We start from the raw sequence: 18,847 nt of genomic DNA, 5'->3' as shown, positions 1-18,847 counted from the left end.
TACTTCATGCTCTCTGAGCAGATTTTGATGATTAGGATAAACTATTTCTGGTTTAAACCACCTTTGACAGTTATGAACCACCTTAAAAACGGATGACTTGTACACAACTTTTCCCTTATCACTAAGTCTAAATGCAGACTTATTTTGCTAAAATAAAAAAAATCCGAGATCAACTCAGAGAAAATCAAAAACTGATTTTCAAAGAGTATCATCTCGGATTTTTTGTTATCTTTCTGGCTCGCAATGAGACTGTATAGTAAAAACAAACATAGAGGACAATTACGACGGCTAGCAGAGCTTCTGCATGACTTAGCCAAACAAGCCAGGTCCAACCTAGATAATCAAGTCCTAGTTTCAGGGCAAAAGCTGTATTGACAAGAGGAAAGGTCAAGGCTGACCAGCTAAGCTGAGGCCCCAGTCGGAAAATACGAGGTAAAAGGCATAGAACCAGGAGATAAAAGGCCTGCGATAAGAGGAGCAGCAAGGCGACAAACCAACCTTCAGCATCAGAACCAGCTAAACGAATATAGCTTCCCAGCAGGAGCGAGAAAGGTGCACAGTAAATGGCCCACTGCGGCTTTAAAGTATCTGGCAGCCTTTGTGCCCGCCTAGCCTTGTAAAACAAGGGATAGAGAATCAAACTCAGTAGCAGAGCAAAAAACCAAGCCAAATAGCCTAAAAACGGCTGATGAACTACACCCTGGGTCAAGCTTGCTATGGCCAATCCAACATAGAGGACCGTCCAACTCGGGGTCAAAGATAATCCCTCGGCCTTAAGCACATACTTCCATGTAAAGATAGCTATTAGAAAAATATGCAGCAGCAAGGCTATATACCAAAGCAACTGACCCATCCAAAGTAAACCAAGCTTGTTTAGGTAAGCAGCTAATAGCATACTGGCCATAGGATAAGTCGCAAAGCTCGATAAGAAAGGGGCCTTTTGCAAATCCTGCCAATAGTCCGAAAATGACAGTACTAAAGCCAGTGTCAGATAAAGCCAAAGTATCAATGCCAGACCATTCAAGAAGTGGAAAAAGATAGAATGGTAGTTCAGTAAAAGATTGGCCAAACCAAATAGGCCAAGAATCAACCCAGATAAGAGAATGGGCGGTCGTTTGCTGTTCACGAAGCAACTCCTTTATAGTAATGTTTTGAAGTCCCTTTTCAATGCCAATCAGACGTTTGTTTGCTATCATTTCTATGAAACTTCTAAAATATGCCGCAGCTGGACTGCACTCGGTGAGACAATGGGAAGAAATGCTCCTTCGTTCCAACGGCGGATAAAACCAGAAGTCGAATTACTCAAATATCCTCTGCCTCCACTAGCCTGCAGCTCCAAGAGCAGACTTTGGGCCACCACATCAACTATATCAATTCGCAGCTGGAAGAGCTCCTTAGGACGTTCAACAAAATAACCAGGCTGGAGAAGACCTCTATAGAGCTGTTCCTGGATCGCAGTCAGAGCAGCCACTTGCTCCTCCCACTCCTCTCTCAAAATAGAGCGGACTGACAGATTAGCTTCAACCTCCTCCAGAGACTTCTCTGCTAAGCCAAGAGCCAAACCAAACTGATAACCTAGAAAAGCTGGGCGATTTTCTGCCAAAAAGGCCTGGGCATCTTGTGCAAGAATCCATTCCTCTCGTAAAGGCACATGATTAAAGGTCAGGGCAGCTGTATTTCCCCCTTGCAAAGATACAAACTCTAAATCCGCTGAACGGGAGAAATTCTCTGCGTCAGACGGCACAGCTAGAACCAGCGGCTGGTGGCTCCCGTCTTCGAAACCAGCAACAAATATGCTGAGGAAGCGATCCGCGCGAGCATTGGTTACCCAAGGCAGACGTCCCTTGAGATAAAGCTGTCCGTCTTCCTCCACAATAGACACATTTAACTCTTCTAAGTCCGACAGGAATTTGACAGCATTGGACAGGGCTGTCGCACCTGCATATTCCCCTGACAGGAGACCTTCCAAATAGTGGTCTCTAAAGTAGGGATTAGGAGATTTTAAAATGTTATCAATAAAGGTCCTTTGCCCCCAAGAGATAAAGGAAGCGGTCAAAGAATGGTGAGCCAGCTCCTTGAGCACTTCAATCACATCCGTATCATTGCCACCTCGGCCTCCCAGCTCTTCTGGAACGCCAACCCGAAAGGCTCCTTCAGCGGCGATACGCTCAATCAATTGGTTACCCGCTGCACAGGATTCTTTGTCAATCTGGTCAGCGTGGTCATCCAACCAGTTGATAAACTCTTCTGAAAAAAATGTCATTTGCCACCTCCTCAAAGACTAGGCATAAGGCTGCAATTCCGGATTAATTGGTGTGTTGGCCAGGTTATTGGCATAATTGCAAAGAGTCGCAAGGCTGACACCCAGAACTACATCCAGTGCATTCTCATGCGTATAGCCTGCTTCTAGGAAGTCTGACAAAGCCTCATCTCCGACCCGTCCCTTGGTATTGATAACTGCAATGGTAAATTTAGCAAGTGTATCTAGCTTCGGATCTGTATCAATCGGAGTACGATTGCGCAGAGCCTCCAAAAGATCATCATTCATTTGAATCTGCTTGATTGAAAAAGCTGTATGACCCGCTACACAGAAAGCACAACCATTAGTAACTGCAGCCGTAATCTGCACTACTTCACGCTCAGTCGGTGTCAGGCTGTTACGGCGATTGATGGCTCCAACCGTCCGATATGTTTCCAAAGCCGTTGGCGCATTGGCCAAAAGACCGATAAGATTGGGAATGTAGCCACCGTTATCTTTTTGAACAGTTTCCAGGACTTCTTTTACCTCAGCTGGTGCGGACTCAATCGTGTGGATAGTAAATTCTGACATATGAAACCTCATTTCTTTTAATTAGAAACTATCTTAACATAGGACCAATGGCTTGTATAATATATATTTTATATAAGTCCTATAAAGAGAATATAATGCGATTTTTCAAACCAAAATATATTACCCTCGTAAGGTAGCTCCACATCAATTTCAAACAAGAAGCCGAAATGAGAAAAAGAAGCCTTTTGGCTTCGATTTTTTAATATTTCCTGAATCTCTGATAGCGATTTTCCAGTAATTGCTCCAAGGGAAGCTGAGACAGACTATCCAACTCAGCAGCAATTTCTTCTTTCACTGCAGCCAGTAATTCATGGTTGTTAAAGCCTCTTTCAGGAATAACCTTATCCACCACTTCCATCTGCAAGAGCTCGTGTGAAGTAATTTTCATCAGTTCTGCCGCTTCCATAGCGCGGCTGCCGTCTTTCCAGAGGATAGAAGCAAAACCTTCCGGGCTGAGAACTGCATACATAGAGTTTTCCAGCATCCAGACCTTGTCTGCTACAGCCAAAGCCAAGGCTCCGCCTGAGCCACCTTCACCAATGATGATGGCAATAATCGGCACTTTGAGATTGCTCATTTCCATCAAATTGCGGGCAATGGCTTCCCCTTGACCACGTTCCTCAGCACCGATACCAGGGTAGGCACCAGCCGTATTGATAAAGGTTACCACAGGACGGCCAAATTTTTCCGCCTGCTTCATGAGACGCAGAGCCTTGCGGTAGCCTTCCGGATGCGGCTGTCCAAAGTTTCGGCGCAAATTATCCTGCAAATTACGACCCTTTTGAATACCGACCACTGTTACAGGCTGACCGTTTAGCGTCCCAATACCGCCAATCACCGCACCGTCATCTCGAAAAGAGCGATCTCCATGCAGCTCGACGAAGTTATCAAAAATTCCTTGTGCAAAATCCAGCGCAGTCAAACGAGCCTGATCACGCGCTTCTTTAATAATCCGAGTGATTTTTGTCATGCTTGACCTCCATGGAATGCTAATAAGGTAGCAAGTGTATCTCTCATGTCACCACGCTTGACGATGGCATCTACAAAACCATGCTCCATGAGAAATTCAGCCTTTTGAAAATCATCTGGCAGCTTCTCACGAACTGTGGACTCAATAACCCGACGACCGGCAAACCCAACAAGAGCCTGAGTTTCAGCCAGAATAATATCACCCTCCATAGCAAAAGAGGCTGTGACACCACCAGTTGTCGGATCTGTCAAGACAGTCAAATAGAAGAGGCCTGCAGCAGAGTGCCGCTGAACAGCCGCAGAGACCTTAGCCATCTGCATCAAGCTCATAATGCCCTCTTGCATCCGGGCACCGCCAGAAGCCGTAAACAGAACGACCGGCAATTTATGCTCTGTCGCATACTCAAAGAGGCGGGTAATCTTTTCACCCACTACTGTCCCCATAGATGCCATGATAAAGTTTGAATCCATGATACCAAGAGCCGTTTTATGCCCCTTGATGCTAGCCGTCCCAGTCAGAACAGCCTCATCAAGTCCCGTCTTCTCACGGGTAAGAGCCAACTTCTCCTGATAGTTTGGGAAGTTCAGAGGATCCTTGGTTTCAATTCCAGTGAACATCTCCTCAAAACTGTTCTCATCCACAGTTAGATTTAAGCGCTCATGAGCAGAAATACGGAAATTATAGCCACAGTTAGGACACACACTGTCATTTCCAAGATCTTTTTGGTAAATGGTATGCTTACAACCTGGGCATTTCGAAAAGAGTTCGTCTGGCACCTCAGGCTTTGCTTGAGGCTTTTCCCGACTCGCTCGATTAGGATTGATACGGATATATTTATCCTTCTTTGAAAACAAAGCCATCGTTTACGTCTTCTCCTTTTCAAGATTTTATACTCAGGCACATCAAATCGCAAGAGCCACTATCTTTCGAGTTTACAGAGCAGCTCTTTCATGTCTCATCTATTGTTTCTCTTGATAAGCCGGAAGGAACTTCTCCATGAGAAAGGCAGTATCATAATCACCAGCAATTACATTAGAATCTGAGATTAAGTCCAGTTGGAAACCGCTGTTGGTCACAACACCGTCAATTTCTAATTCATAGAGTGCACGTTGCATCTTCATGAGAGCATCAAAGCGATTTTCCCCATGAACAATTATCTTCGCAATCATGCTATCGTAGTAAGGGGGGATGGTGTAGCCAGGATAGACGGCTGAATCCACGCGCAGCCCCACTCCACCGCTTGGCAGATAGACATTTGAAATCTTACCTGGACTCGGCGCAAAGTTAAAGGCTGGATTTTCAGCATTGATCCGACACTCAATCGCATGCCCTCGGATTTCAACATCATCCTGACTGAAGGACAGCTCTTGACCGTTTGCAATCTTGATTTGCTCTTTTACAATATCCACACCAGTAACAAACTCGGTGACTGGATGCTCAACCTGCACCCGAGTGTTCATCTCCATAAAGTAGAATTCAGCCTTGGCCTCATCAAGCAGAAACTCAATCGTTCCAGCATTTTCATAGCCGACGGACTGAGCAGCCCGAACAGCTGCTTCACCAATCTGCTGACGCAAGGTTTTCCCAATTGCCACAGATGGACTTTCTTCCAGTACTTTCTGATTATTACGCTGCAAAGAGCAATCCCGCTCGCCCAAGTGAACCACATGCCCCTGCTGATCTGCCAAGATCTGCACTTCAATATGGCGCGCTGGATAGATGACTCGCTCCATATACATGGCACCATTACCAAAGGCCGCTTTGGCTTCGCTAGACGCAGACTCAAAGGCCGCTACTAAATCCTTAGCCTTTTCAACCTTACGAATGCCCTTGCCGCCGCCGCCAGCAGAAGCTTTAAGCATGACTGGATAACCAATCTTCTCGGCGACTTCCAAGGCTTCTTCAGAGGTATGAACTTCTCCATCAGAACCTGGGATAACTGGCACTTTCGCCTTAATCATCTGAGCCCGAGCATTAATCTTGTCCCCCATCATGTCCATAACAGCACCTGAAGGTCCAATAAACTTAATGCCGACTTCTTCGCACATGGTCGCAAATTTAGAGTTTTCGCTCAAAAAACCAAAACCAGGATGAATGGCTTCTGCACCTGTTAGGACAGCAGCAGATAGGACAGCATTCATATTCAGATAAGAATCAGTGGACTTGGCTGGACCGATACAGACAGCCTCATCAGCCAGTAGGGTATGGAGTGCTTCCCTGTCAGCTGTTGAATAAACAGCTACCGTATCAATTCCCAACTCGCGAGCTGCACGAATAATTCTGACCGCAATTTCCCCACGGTTAGCAATTAAAATTTTACGAAACATGGTGAAAGCTCCTTTTATCTACTGGCCAATCGCAAAGGTCAAGGTACCGCTGGCTGCAAGTTTTCCATCAACTTCTGCTTTCGCCTCTACAACCGCAATGGTTCCGCGACGCTTGACAAACTTAGCTGTCATAATCAGCTGGTCACCTGGTACAACTTGTTTCTTGAACTTAACCTTGTCCATGCCAGCATAGAAGACCAGTTTGCCCTTATTTTCTTCTTTGGACAATTCCAGCACGCCGGCTGTTTGAGCTAGAGCTTCCATGATCAAGACACCTGGCATAACAGGATATTGAGGAAAATGCCCGTTAAAGAAAGGCTCATTGACTGTCACATTTTTCAGAGCAACAATCTCATCTTCACTAACTTCCAAAACACGATCCACCAAAAGCATTGGGTAACGGTGCGGAAGTGCTTCTTTTATTGAATTGATATCAATCATTTGATGCGTACCAGCCCTTTCCCAAATTCAACCATTTCTTCATTCTGAACTAGAATTTCTGTAACCAGACCATCTTTCGGTGCTGGAACTTCATTCATGACCTTCATTGCTTCAATAATCATCAGGGTTTGACCTTTTTTAACTTGGTCTCCAACTGATACAAACGGCGGCTTGTCTGGACCAGCTGCTAAGTAAGCCACACCAACCAAAGGGCTTTCCACAACATCACCTTCAGCAGCAGGTGCCGGAGCTTCTGAAGCTATTTCTGGCTCTGCAGACGGAGCTGCTTGAGGAGTTGGCTCAATCACAGGCGCACTCGCAGCCTGCGAAGGTGCAGCAATTGGAGCAACACTGGCTGTTGGAACTGCAGCCTGACCTTCATTCTTACTAAAAGTCAGCTCATCGCTCTGATTCTTGTAAGAAAACTCACGCAGACTAGACTGGTCAAACTGCGCCATTAAATCTTTAATTTCGTTGATATTCATAGGTTTTTAAGCCTCCCAGCGTTTAAAGGCAAGAACGGCATTGTGGCCGCCAAAGCCAAATGTATTGGAAATCGCATAAGGGATTTCCTGTTCCTTACCTTGACCGTAAATAACGTTGGCTTCAATATAGTCTGGCAGCTCTGTTGTACCAGCTGTTTTTGGCACATAGCTATGACGCATTGCTTCAATCGTCGCAATAGCCTCAACCGCGCCCGCTGCACCAAGCAGGTGTCCTGTAAAGGATTTGGTAGAAGACACCGCTACATCTTTACCAAAGACAGAAACAATGGCTCCGCTTTCGCCTTTTTCGTTAGCAGGGGTTGATGTACCGTGCGCATTGACATAAGCCACATCTTTTGGCTCAATTTCAGCTTCTTCAACCGCCTGTTTGATCGCCTTGATAGCGCCCAAACCTTCTGGATGCGGAGAGGTCATATGGTAAGCGTCACAAGTGTGGCCGTATCCTACTACCTCAGCCAAGATAGTAGCTCCGCGTTTCTCAGCATGTTCCAAACTTTCTAGAACCAGCATACCAGAACCTTCACCCATGACAAAACCATTGCGGTCCTTATCAAAAGGAATAGAAGCACGCTTAGGATCTTCTGTCGTAGAAAGAGCCGTCAGAGCTTGGAAACCAGCAATCGCAAATGGTGTAATAGAAGCTTCTGAACCACCGACCAGCATTACATCTTGATAGCCAAATTTAATTGAGCGGAAAGCTTCACCAATCGCATCGTTAGCTGAGGCACAAGCTGTATTGACAGACTTACAGATACCATTGGCTCCAAAGCGCATCGCTACATTTCCTGCCCCCATATTTGGCAGGGCTTTTGGCAACGTCAAAGGTTTGATACGTTTAGGACCTTTTTCATGCAAGCGAACAACCTGCTCTTCAATTTCCTGAATCCCGCCGATACCTGAAGCAACGATGACACCAAAGCGATCCTTATCCAACGCATCTACATCTAAGTGAGCATTGTTGACCGCTTCTTGAGAAGCATAAATCGCATAAAGTGTGTAATTATCATAACGGTTGGTATCCTTTTTGACAAAGTATTTATCAAAAGGAAAATCCTTAATTTCTGCCGCATTGTGAACACTGTATTCACTATGATCAAATTTAGTAATTGGACCGATTCCAATATTGCCTTCTTTTAAATTATTCCAGAATTCTTCTGGAGTATTGCCGATAGGTGAAGTTAAACCGTATCCTGTTACAACAACTCGATTAAGTTTCATATTGAGCTCCTTTATTTAGATGAATCAACTGATTTTCTACTCGTTAATATTCAAAAACTATGACTTACTGCATAGTAAAGCCGCCATCAATCGTGATGACTTGACCCGTCAGATATTCTTGACCCGCCAAGAAGAGAGCAACATCTGCTACTTCTTCCGGAGTACCAAAACGCTTCATCGGAATGAGTGCCAGAGACGCCGCCTTTACTTTTTCTGGAAGTACATCTGTCATATCAGATGCAATAAAGCCAGGGGCAATGCAGTTCACACGGATATTACGCGCTGCCACTTCACGGGCTACTGACTTAGAAAAACCAATCAGACCGGCCTTGGAAGCTGCATAGTTTGCCTGACCGATATTTCCAGCCAAACCAACGACACTCGATAGGTTGATAATAGCACCCTGACGAGCTTTTGTCATCGGTTTCAGGACTGATTGTGTCATATTGAACGTTCCAGTCAAGTTCACTTTCAGCACCTGCTCAAAATCTTCTTCCGTCATTTTCAGCATGAGCTTATCACGGGTAATACCAGCGTTGTTGACCAATACATCCACAGATCCCAGAGCCGCAACAGCTTCTTCCACTATCCGCTGAGCATCCGCAGATTTAGACACATCCCCAATAACAGCTACGACTTTACCAGAATAGCCGGCAAATTCAGCCAAAATATCATCAGAAATCCCGCTTAGTCCGTTTAAGATAACATTGGCTCCGACACTGGCAAATTTATGCGCAATTGCCAGCCCAATCCCACGAGCGGACCCTGTAATTAACACATTCTTGTTTTGTAATTCCATGATGATTCCTCATTATTTTTCTAGAAGAGCATTCAAACTTTCTACATCTTCAACTTGGCGTACATCCGCAGATTTATCAATTTTCTTAATAAAACCAGATAGGACTTTGCCAGGACCGATTTCGATAAATTCAGTCACACCAGCTTTCTGCATTGTAGCAATGCTGTCATAAAAGCGCACTGGCTCCATTACCTGACGAGTCAAAAGCTCTTTGACTCTTTCTTTTTCCATCACAGTTGCTTCAGTATTTCCGACTAATGGCCGTACAAAATCTGAAAACTCAACTGTTTCCAAGACTTCTGCCAATCGTTCACTGGCTGGCTTTAAAAGCGCTGTATGGAAAGGTCCGGATACATTGAGCGGGATTAAGCGCTTGACACCAGCATCTTTCAAAAGCTCCACAGCCTTATCTACCGCTGCGACTTCACCGCCAATAACAATCTGACTAGGCGTATTATAGTTGGCTGGTGAGACTACACCAATAGCACTTGCTTCCTGACAGACTGCTTCAATGAGAGAAACCTCTGCATTTAAAACAGCGACCATTTTCCCAGAGCCAGCTGGAGCAGCCTCTTCCATGAAGCTACCGCGCTTAGCAACCAAGGCCACTGCAGTCTTAAAATCAAGGGCGCCAGCAGCTACCAAGGCAGAATATTCTCCAAGCGAGAGACCTGCTACCATATCAGGCTCGATTCCCTTATCAGCCAAGAGCCGATAAATAGCTACTGAAGTCGTTAAAATAGCCGGTTGCGTGTAGCGAGTTTGATTGAGCTTTTCCTCATCCTGATCGATCAAAGCTCGGACATCATAGCCTAGAACTTGGCTAGCCTCATCAAAAGTTGACCGCACAAGCTCATACTGATCATAAAGCTCACGCCCCATTCCAAGGTACTGCGCTCCCTGACCGGCAAAGAGAAAGGCTCTTTTAGTCATTTCTAGTTACTCCTGCCCAACGTTTCGCTTCCTGCTGAATCTTCTCAGCAGCACCATAGTAGATATCTTTGAGGATTTCTTCGACTGTTTCTTCCTTACTGATTAAACCAGCAATTTGACCAGACATGACGGAACCATTTTCCACATCTCCGCGAACAACCGCATTGGCCAAAGCACCAGCTCCAAGATTTTCAAAAACAGTCAAATCTGGATTTTCTTGCTTGAAAGCTTCTTTTTCTGCCTTTTCGAAATCACGCGTCAGCTTATTCTTGATAGCACGAACCGCATGGCCGAAATGCTGGGCAGAGATAGTCGTATCAATATCACGAGCCTTCAAAATCATGTTCTTATAGTTCTGATGGGCATTGGATTCCTTAGCAACGACAAAGCGAGTTCCGACCTGAACGGCCTCCGCTCCCAGCATAAATCCAGCCGCAGCTCCAGCACCATCTGCAATACCACCAGCAGCAATAACCGGGATGCTGACTGCTTCTGCAACCTGACGAACCAAGGACATGGTAGTCAATTTCCCGATGTGGCCACCGGCTTCCATACCTTCTGCAATGACTGCATCCGCACCGATTTTTTCCATCCGCTTAGCCAAGGCCACACTTGGCACAACAGGGATAACTGTAATCCCCGCTTCATGGAAACGAGCCATGTGCTTGCTTGGATTACCTGCACCAGTTGTTACTACTTTTACTCCCTCTTCAATGACGAGATCAACAATGTCGTCCGCAAAAGGAGACAGGAGCATGATATTAACACCGAAAGGACGGTCTGTTAAGGACTTAATCTTATCAATATTAGCCTTTACTACTTCCTTAGGTGCATTTCCGCCACCGATGATACCAAGACCACCAGCTTTTGAAACTGCACCAGCTAAATCACCGTCAGCAACCCAGGCCATTCCGCCTTGGAAAATAGGGTAATCAATGTTCAATAATTCTGTAATACGTGTTTGCATAATACCTTCCTTTTATCATTGCTTAAGTAATAGCTTGATCTCAAACTACCACACGCTAGATGTATTTTCTTTACTTTGACAGTCAAACTATTACCTAAACAAGAGAGAATATCTTTCGATACTCTCAGTTACTTGCTTATTTAGTTTTTTCTTCTACATAAGCAACCAAATCACCAACTGTGTTCAAACCTTCTTCAGTTTCGATTTGGATGTCAAATGCATCTTCAATTTCTGAAATCACTTGGAACAAGTCCAATGAATCTGCTTCAAGATCATCAAAAGTTGACTCAAGAGTAACTTCTGATGGCTCTTTACCAAGTTCTTCAACGATAATTTCTTGTACTTTTTCAAATACTGCCATGGATAGACTCCTTTAAAAATAAAATATTTTTTATCATGTGTTTCCACTTGATTAACTAAATTGTAACAATAAGCGTGCCCCATGTCAAACCTCCACCGAAACCTGACATCAAAATTGTCTGATTTCCGTTCAGTTTGATCAGTCCTTGCTCCACACACTCAGATAATAAAATCGGGATGCTAGCAGCGCTAGTATTGCCGTATTCCATCATGTTGGCTGGAAGTTTCTCCCGCGCAACACCAAGCTTCTTAGCCATTTTATCCAAAATACGGATATTGGCCTGATGCAGCAACAGAAAATCCAAATCTTCCGCTGAAAGCTGACTGCTTTCAATGGTTTCCCTGATAGAACGAGCAACATCACGAATAGCAAAGTCGAAAATAGCTCTACCGTCCATTGTCAGAAAAGGCTGATTCTCACCCTTTTCAGAAAAAGGTGAAGACAAACCGATTTTTCCGCAGGTCAGACTATCTCCGCGAGATCCGTCTGTAAACTGACTTTCTGCCAAAAAATGCTGTTCTGAAGCACTTTCCAACAGTACACCGCCAGCACCATCTCCAAAGAGAACCGCTGTTGAACGATCCGACCAATCTACCGTCTTAGAGAGAGTTTCACTTCCTATGACTAAACCCTTTTGATAATGGCCTGAAGAAATAAATTTTTCTCCAGTAGATAGGGCGAAGATAAAACCACTGCAGGCCGCTGTCAGATCAAAGGCAAAGGCATTGTTAGCACCGATGTTTGCCTGTACTCTCGCAGCCGTTGAAGGCATTAAAGAATCGGGTGTAATGGTAGCAACAATGATAAAATCTAGGTCTTGAGCAGAAATTCCCGACTTTTGCAGCAAATTCTCTGCTACTTTTGTCGCTAAATCACTGGTCGTTTCATCTGACGATAAATGGCGTTTTTTAATCCCAGTTCGACTTGAAATCCACTCATCACTGGTATCCATAATCTCTGCTAGATCATCATTACTGACAACCTGACGGGGAGCATAATGAGCCGCTTGGCTAATCTTAGCATAGTTCATTATTTCAAATCCTCTAGGAAACTATATAAATTTTGCAGGCCCTTTTGCATCACTTGTCTCTCTTCTGGACTCATCCCATCCACTACCTGCATGACCATACGGTTGTGGAATCGCTTGTGAAGACGATACAAAAGCCGCCCATTCTTTGTCAAATTCAGATGCACCACACGACGGTCAACTTCCGACCGACGCCGCTCAATATAACCCTTACGTTCCAGATTATTCAAACTAGTCGTAACAGTCCCCAAGGTAACCATCAATTCTCGTGATATATCACTTGGAGTAGCATTTGGGGTTGTGCCGATGACATCTATCGTATGCATTTCCTTAATGGAGACATCGTTGAAGCGACTGCTTCTTAGGCTCGATTCTTCAATAACCAAGACATTATTGAAAATAGACGTTAAGTAATCATTTACTAACTGAAAATTCAAAACCATACCTCCTTAAGAAAATACTTTGACAATCAAATTTTATCAGATAGAAAAGTAATTTGCAAGCTTTTTTGAAAATTAATTTGATTTTCAAATATTTTTGTAAACAACTTGCAAAATAAGCAACCTTGAACCAATACATTATTTACCAGTGAAGTTTGGACGACGCTTCTCAGAATAAGCCCGAACCCCTTCTTTGAAATCCTCTGTGAAAGCCAGCGATTTCTGAAGCTCCAATTCTAGCTCAGCATACTCAGACCAGCCGCTGAACAAACTCTTCCAGACCATTTCTTTCATGGCTCTGTAAGAATTTAGAGAGCCACGTTTCAGCTTCTTCAGCAACTGTTCCGTTGTTTTTTCCAACTTTTCTGCTTCACAGACTTTATAAAGCAAGCCGTAATCCAGAGCTTTCTCTGCAGTCAGAGCTTCCCCAGTCATAACCAGATGGGTCGCCCTAGTCACCCCGATAGCACGAGTCAGTAAGTAAAGACCGCCAGCATCTGGCGCCAGACCAACCCCAACAAAGGCCTGAATGAAACGGGATTTTTCAGTGGCAATGCAGAAATCTGCTGCAACGACCATATTAGCAGCTGCACCAGCAACAGGGCCATCAACACTCATGATAACCGGCTTAGGCAAACGCTTCATAGCAAAGGAAATATCATTCACCAGTTCCGCGATTTTCACCAAGGATTGGACATCATCATCACTGACAGCTCTCTGCATCTCAGCCAAATCCCCACCCACTGAAAAAACCTTGCCATTCGCATTGATAACTAAAAATTTGACGGACTCATCCTTAGCAGCAAGTTCAATAGCCTCTAAAATTTCCTCGCACATAGGAATATTAAAGCCATTTGAAACTTCAGGGCGATTAAAAGTAATCGTTGCTACCTCATCTGCTACGTGATAGAGAATTCCATTAAATGTCATTTCAGCTCCATTCCCGACCCGATTTCAAATCAGCCGTTTTGTTTTATTCTTAAATAATTTGATATTCAAATTATACACAACTTATATTTTATCATAAAATATAAAAGAAAGGAAATAAAAAATGGGAAAAATTAGATGGTCTTCAAATTTAAAGTGTAAAAGCAATATTATGGATAAAAATAGTATAAAAACAGCGTTTGAATAATTTTCAGAATTTTGTTATAATTTTTAAAATAAGATAGGAGAACCTATGAAAGTTGTAAAATTTGGCGGAAGTTCACTGGCTTCTGCGACTCAATTAGAAAAAGTTTTGAATATTGTCAAATCTGATCCTGAACGTCGGTTTGTTGTAGTATCAGCGCCAGGAAAACGCCACGATGACGATATCAAAGTAACCGACGCCCTGATTAAATATTACCGAGAGTATATAGCAGGAAATGATGTCACTCCAAACCAACAGTGGATTATCAATCGCTATGCAGATATGGTGGCAGAACTAGGCTTGAAACCAAAAGTTCTGGAGAAAATTTCCAAAAGCATCACAAGCCTTGCAACTTTGCCAATTGAAGATAACGCATTTCTTTATGATACTTTTCTTGCTGCAGGAGAAAATAACAATGCCAAATTAATTGCAGCTTATTTCAGTCAAAATGGCGTTCCAGCTAGCTATGTACATCCGAGAGAAGCGGGACTCGTCGTTTCCAGTGAACCTGGCAATGCAAGAATTCTTCCTTCCAGCTATGATAAGATTGAAGAACTCAACAATTCTGATGAAGTTCTAGTTATTCCTGGTTTCTTTGGTGTAACTCAAGATGGACAAATCTGCACTTTCTCTCGCGGGGGTTCTGATATTACGGGCTCTATCATTGCTGCGGGAGTCAAAGCAGATGTTTATGAAAACTTTACTGATGTTGACGGAATCTTTGCTGCCCATCCCGGCATTGTACACAAACCGCATTCTATTCCCGAGCTAACCTACCGTGAAATGCGAGAATTGGCCTACGCTGGCTTTACCGTTCTCCACGATGAAGCTCTGCTTCCAGCATACCGCGGCAAAATTCCGCTGGTTATTAAAAATACCAACAATCCAGAATATCCAGGTACTCAAATTGTCCATAAACACAGTAAGGACCATCTCCCTGTCGTTGGGATTGCTGGAGATGCAGGATTTGTCAGCATTAACATGTCCAAGTACTTAATGAACAGAGAAATCGGCTTTGGTAGACGCGTCCTTCAAATTCTCGAAGACCTGAATATTGGTTGGGAGCACATGCCTACAGGAATTGATGACCTTTCCATTATCTTGCGCGAGCGCGAATTAACTCCTATCAAAGAGGAAGAAATTCTTCGCCAACTTGTCCAAAAAGCAGAGGTTGATCATGCAGAAATTGAACACGACCTTTCCATTATCATGATTGTCGGCGAAAAAATGAAAAGTCATATTGGTGTAACAGCCACTGCAACCAAAGCCCTTTCAGAAAATAACATCAACATTCAAATGATGTCCCAAGGCTCAAGCGAAGTATCCATCATGTTTGTTGTTGAAAAAAATCAAGAAAAAGCTGCCATTCGTGCACTTTACCGAGCTTTCTTTGAACCCCAAACACAGGAGTAAGACCAGACCTAGAAACCATTTTTATCAAACAAACTCTAATGAAAAAAGCAGGAACTAGTCACTGACTAACTTCTGCTTTTTTCATTCAACTATAAAGAATAAGAAAATAAAATTCAGAATACACTAAGTACTAATAAAAGTTTCATAGCTCATCAATAAAACCATAGAATACCTTGTCTCCGTCTCCAGTATATCCTATCAGTAAAAATATAAAAAAGAGGTAAAAACCTCTTTGAAACTCCGCCAGTAGGACTCGAACCTACGACATCATGATTAACAGTCATGCGCTACTACCAACTGAGCTATGGCGGATAACTGCTAAGCGACTACCATATCTCACAGGGGGCAACCCCCAACTACTTCCGGCGTTCTAGGGCTTAACTGCTGTGTTCGGCATGGGTACAGGTGTATCTCCTAGGCTATCGTCACTTAACTATTGAATTAACTTTCCTGTCCTCTCAGACAAGCCTTGTCAACTCAAAATTGAATACAATATCAAATCTCACATTTCTCTAAACCATTCGCTGCACTCTGATGAAGCTCTTATTCTAGGATAAGTCCTCGAGCGATTAGTATTAGTCCGCTCCATGTGTCACCACACTTCCACTTCTAACCTATCAACCTGATCTTCTCTCAGGGCTCTTACTAACTTGCGTTATGGGAAATCTCATCTTGAGGTGGGTTTCACACTTAGATGCTTTCAGCGTTTATCCCTTCCCTACATAGCTACCCAGCGATGCTCTTGGCAGAACAACTGGTACACCAGCGGTAAGTCCACTCTGGTCCTCTCGTACTAGGAGCAGATCCTCTCAAATTTCCTACGCCCGCGACGGATAGGGACCGAACTGTCTCACGACGTTCTGAACCCAGCTCGCGTGCCGCTTTAATGGGCGAACAGCCCAACCCTTGGGACCGACTACAGCCCCAGGATGCGACGAGCCGACATCGAGGTGCCAAACCTCCCCGTCGATGTGAACTCTTGGGGGAGATAAGCCTGTTATCCCCAGGGTAGCTTTTATCCGTTGAGCGATGGCCCTTCCATGCGGAACCACCGGATCACTAAGCCCGACTTTCGTCCCTGCTCGAGTTGTAGCTCTCGCAGTCAAGCTCCCTTATACCTTTACACTCTGCGACTGATTTCCAACCAGTCTGAGGGAACCTTTGGGCGCCTCCGTTACCTTTTAGGAGGCGACCGCCCCAGTCAAACTGCCCGTCAGACACTGTCTCCGTAGATGATAAACCTACCGGGTTAGAGTGGCCATAACACAAGGGTAGTATCCCAACAACGCCTCCATCGAAACTGGCGTCCCGATTTCATAGGCTCCTACCTATCCTGTACATGTGGCACAGACACTCAATATCAAACTGCAGTAAAGCTCCATGGGGTCTTTCCGTCCTGTCGCGGGTAACCTGCATCTTCACAGGTACTAAAATTTCACCGAGTCTCTCGTTGAGACAGTGCCCAAATCATTACGCCTTTCGTGCGGGTCGGAACTTACCCGACAAGGAATTTCGCTACCTTAGGACCGTTATAGTTACGGCCGCCGTTTACTGGGGCTTCAATTCATACCTTCGCGTTACCGCTAAGCACTCCTCTTAACCTTCCAGCACCGGGCAGGCGTCACCCCCTATACATCATCTTACGATTTAGCAGAGAGCTGTGTTTTTGATAAACAGTTGCTTGGGCCTATTCACTGCGGCTGACCAAAGTCAGCACCCCTTCTCCCGAAGTTACGGGGTCATTTTGCCGAGTTCCTTAACGAGAGTTCTCTCGCTCACCTGAGGCTACTCGCCTCGACTACCTGTGTCGGTTTGCGGTACGGGTAGAGTATGATACAACGCTAGAAGCTTTTCTTGGCAGTGTGACATCACTCACTCGCTACTAAACTTCGCTCCCCATCACAACTCAACGTTAGAGGTATAAGCATTTGACTCATACCACGCCTCACTGCTTAGACGTACATCCAATCGTACGCACGAGTTAGCCTACTGCGTCCCTCCATCACTTCATACTCTAGTACAGGAATCTCAACCTGTTGGCCATCGGATACACCTTTCGGTCTCTCCTTAGGTCCCGACTAACCCAGGGCGGACGAGCCTTCCCCTGGAAACCTTAGTCTTACGGTGGACAGGATTCTCACCTGTCTTGCGCTACTCATACCGGCATTCTCACTTCTATGCGTTCCAGCACTCCTCACGGTACACCTTCTCCACACATAGAACGCTCTCCTACCATACCTATAAAAGGTATCCACAGCTTCGGTAAATTGTTTTAGCCCCGGTACATTTTCGGCGCAGGGTCACTCGACTAGTGAGCTATTACGCACTCTTTGAATGAATAGCTGCTTCTAAGCTAACATCCTAGTTGTCTGTGCAACCCCACATCCTTTTCCACTTAACAATTATTTTGGGACCTTAGCTGGTGGTCTGGGCTGTTTCCCTTTCGACTACGGATCTTAGCACTCGCAGTCTGACTGCCGACCATAATTCATTGGCATTCGGAGTTTATCTGAGATTGGTAATCCGGGATGGACCCCTCACCCAAACAGTGCTCTACCTCCAAGAATCTTTATGTCGACGCTAGCCCTAAAGCTATTTCGGAGAGAACCAGCTATCTCCAAGTTCGTTTGGAATTTCTCCGCTACCCACAAGTCATCCAAGCACTTTTCAACGTGCCCTGGTTCGGTCCTCCAGTGCGTTTTACCGCACCTTCAACCTGCTCATGGGTAGGTCACATGGTTTCGGGTCTACATCATGATACTAAAGCGCCCTATTCAGACTCGGTTTCCCTACGGCTCCGTCTCTTCAACTTAACCTCGCATCATAACGTAACTCGCCGGTTCATTCTACAAAAGGCACGCTCTCACCCATTAACGGGCTCGAACTTGTTGTAGGCACACGGTTTCAGGTTCTATTTCACTCCCCTCCCGGGGTGCTTTTCACCTTTCCCTCACGGTACTGGTTCACTATCGGTCACTAGGGAGTATTTAGGGTTGGGAGATGGTCCTCCCAGATTCCGACGGGATTTCACGTGTCCCGCCGTACTCAGGATACTGCTAGGTACAGAATCTATTTAAAATACGAGGCTCTTACTCTCTTTGGCTGACTTTCCCAAGTCATTCTTCTATAAATTCTGAGTCCACATTGCAGTCCTACAACCCCGAAGAGTAAACTCTTCGGTTTGCCCTCCTGCCTCTTCGCTCGCCGCTACTAAGGCAATCGCTTTTGCTTTCTCTTCCTGCAGCTACTTAGATGTTTCAGTTCACTGCGTCTTCCTCCTCATTCCCTTAACAGAAATGGGTAACAGGCATCAACCTGTTGGGTTCCCCCATTCGGACATCCCCGGATCAAGTGCTTACTTACAGCTCCCCGAGGCATTTCGTCGTTTGTCACGTCCTTCTTCGGCTCCTAGTGCCAAGGCATCCACCGTGCGCCCTTACTAACTTAACCTTATTTTTGACCTTTCAGTCTTAAACTCATTAA

At 44.8% G+C, this 18,847-nt stretch carries 17 protein-coding genes, 1 tRNA gene and 2 rRNA genes; 1 reads left to right on the top strand and 19 read right to left on the bottom strand.

Annotated elements, in window-relative coordinates; genetic code table 11:
* Positions 1-208 precede the first annotated feature (208 nt).
* The 16 genes from J1C77_RS02535 to J1C77_RS02460 all read right to left on the bottom strand — a co-directional run bounded on the left by J1C77_RS02535 (position 209) and on the right by J1C77_RS02460 (position 13,749).
* Positions 209-1,126 carry a TDT family transporter gene (locus J1C77_RS02535; RefSeq protein WP_002922196.1) on the bottom strand — a complete coding sequence of 306 codons (918 nt, stop codon included), beginning with the start codon at positions 1,124-1,126 and terminating at the stop codon, positions 209-211.
* A 72-nt stretch (positions 1,127-1,198) separates the two neighbouring features.
* Positions 1,199-2,263, bottom strand: a complete 1,065-nt coding sequence (locus J1C77_RS02530; RefSeq protein WP_002922197.1) for an acyl-CoA dehydrogenase family protein — start codon at positions 2,261-2,263, stop codon at positions 1,199-1,201.
* Between the two features lie 18 nt (positions 2,264-2,281).
* Entirely contained in the window at positions 2,282-2,830 is a 549-nt protein-coding gene (locus tag J1C77_RS02525; RefSeq protein WP_032911848.1) for a carboxymuconolactone decarboxylase family protein, read from the bottom strand.
* 199 nt (positions 2,831-3,029) lie between these two features.
* Entirely contained in the window at positions 3,030-3,800 is a 771-nt protein-coding gene (locus J1C77_RS02520) for an acetyl-CoA carboxylase carboxyl transferase subunit alpha (RefSeq protein ID WP_002922199.1), read from the bottom strand.
* A complete protein-coding gene (gene accD, locus J1C77_RS02515; RefSeq protein WP_002901174.1) occupies positions 3,797-4,660 on the bottom strand; it encodes an acetyl-CoA carboxylase, carboxyltransferase subunit beta in 864 nt (287 codons plus the stop codon). The genes J1C77_RS02520 and accD overlap by 4 nt, the downstream gene beginning before the upstream one ends.
* 99 nt (positions 4,661-4,759) lie before the next feature.
* A complete protein-coding gene (locus tag J1C77_RS02510) occupies positions 4,760-6,127 on the bottom strand; it encodes an acetyl-CoA carboxylase biotin carboxylase subunit (protein ID WP_002922201.1) in 1,368 nt (455 codons plus the stop codon).
* Positions 6,128-6,145: 18 nt separating this feature from the next.
* The gene (gene fabZ, locus J1C77_RS02505) at positions 6,146-6,568 is read right to left on the bottom strand and encodes a 3-hydroxyacyl-ACP dehydratase FabZ (RefSeq protein WP_002922202.1); all 423 of its coding nucleotides are present in this window, start codon (positions 6,566-6,568) and stop codon (positions 6,146-6,148) included.
* The gene (accB, locus tag J1C77_RS02500) at positions 6,565-7,053 is read right to left on the bottom strand and encodes an acetyl-CoA carboxylase biotin carboxyl carrier protein (RefSeq protein ID WP_002922204.1); all 489 of its coding nucleotides are present in this window, start codon (positions 7,051-7,053) and stop codon (positions 6,565-6,567) included. Before accB ends, fabZ begins: the two co-directional genes overlap by 4 nt.
* Positions 7,054-7,059: 6 nt before the next feature.
* Positions 7,060-8,292, bottom strand: a complete 1,233-nt coding sequence (gene fabF / locus J1C77_RS02495) for a beta-ketoacyl-ACP synthase II (protein ID WP_002922205.1) — start codon at positions 8,290-8,292, stop codon at positions 7,060-7,062.
* A 64-nt stretch (positions 8,293-8,356) separates the two neighbouring features.
* Positions 8,357-9,091, bottom strand: a complete 735-nt coding sequence (fabG, locus tag J1C77_RS02490; protein WP_002922206.1) for a 3-oxoacyl-[acyl-carrier-protein] reductase — start codon at positions 9,089-9,091, stop codon at positions 8,357-8,359.
* A gap of 12 nt (positions 9,092-9,103) precedes the next feature.
* Positions 9,104-10,024, bottom strand: a complete 921-nt coding sequence (fabD, locus tag J1C77_RS02485; RefSeq protein ID WP_002922212.1) for an ACP S-malonyltransferase — start codon at positions 10,022-10,024, stop codon at positions 9,104-9,106.
* Positions 10,017-10,991, bottom strand: a complete 975-nt coding sequence (gene fabK, locus J1C77_RS02480) for an enoyl-[acyl-carrier-protein] reductase FabK (RefSeq protein ID WP_002902460.1) — start codon at positions 10,989-10,991, stop codon at positions 10,017-10,019. The genes fabD and fabK overlap by 8 nt, the downstream gene beginning before the upstream one ends.
* A 136-nt stretch (positions 10,992-11,127) precedes the next feature.
* Positions 11,128-11,352 carry an acyl carrier protein gene (locus J1C77_RS02475; RefSeq protein WP_002893611.1) on the bottom strand — a complete coding sequence of 75 codons (225 nt, stop codon included), beginning with the start codon at positions 11,350-11,352 and terminating at the stop codon, positions 11,128-11,130.
* Between the two features lie 55 nt (positions 11,353-11,407).
* On the bottom strand, positions 11,408-12,382 hold the full coding sequence (locus tag J1C77_RS02470; RefSeq protein WP_002922214.1) for a beta-ketoacyl-ACP synthase III: 975 nt from the start codon (positions 12,380-12,382) through the stop codon (positions 11,408-11,410).
* Entirely contained in the window at positions 12,382-12,816 is a 435-nt protein-coding gene (locus J1C77_RS02465; RefSeq protein ID WP_002901186.1) for a fatty acid biosynthesis transcriptional regulator FabT, read from the bottom strand. The genes J1C77_RS02470 and J1C77_RS02465 overlap by 1 nt, the downstream gene beginning before the upstream one ends.
* A 141-nt stretch (positions 12,817-12,957) precedes the next feature.
* Positions 12,958-13,749, bottom strand: coding sequence for an enoyl-CoA hydratase (locus tag J1C77_RS02460; RefSeq protein WP_002908889.1), 792 nt, complete (start codon positions 13,747-13,749; stop codon positions 12,958-12,960).
* A gap of 250 nt (positions 13,750-13,999) precedes the next feature.
* On the opposite strand from J1C77_RS02460, the gene J1C77_RS02455 reads away from it, so the two are divergent.
* The gene (locus J1C77_RS02455; protein WP_002922227.1) at positions 14,000-15,364 is read left to right on the top strand and encodes an aspartate kinase; all 1,365 of its coding nucleotides are present in this window, start codon (positions 14,000-14,002) and stop codon (positions 15,362-15,364) included.
* 238 nt (positions 15,365-15,602) lie between these two features.
* Here J1C77_RS02455 and J1C77_RS02450 read toward each other — a convergent pair.
* From J1C77_RS02450 to J1C77_RS02440, 3 genes are all read right to left on the bottom strand, one after another.
* A tRNA-Asn gene (locus J1C77_RS02450) sits at positions 15,603-15,676 on the bottom strand.
* A gap of 5 nt (positions 15,677-15,681) precedes the next feature.
* A 5S ribosomal RNA gene (rrf, locus tag J1C77_RS02445) occupies positions 15,682-15,797 on the bottom strand.
* Between the two features lie 116 nt (positions 15,798-15,913).
* Positions 15,914-18,814: ribosomal RNA gene (locus J1C77_RS02440) — 23S ribosomal RNA — on the bottom strand.
* Positions 18,815-18,847 lie beyond the last annotated feature (33 nt).

The organism is Streptococcus sanguinis, assembly GCF_050223295.1.
GTDB classification, from domain to species: domain Bacteria; phylum Bacillota; class Bacilli; order Lactobacillales; family Streptococcaceae; genus Streptococcus; species Streptococcus sanguinis_X.
Note: the sequence above shows the minus strand (reverse complement) of the source record. Positions and strands in the feature narration are given on the sequence as shown.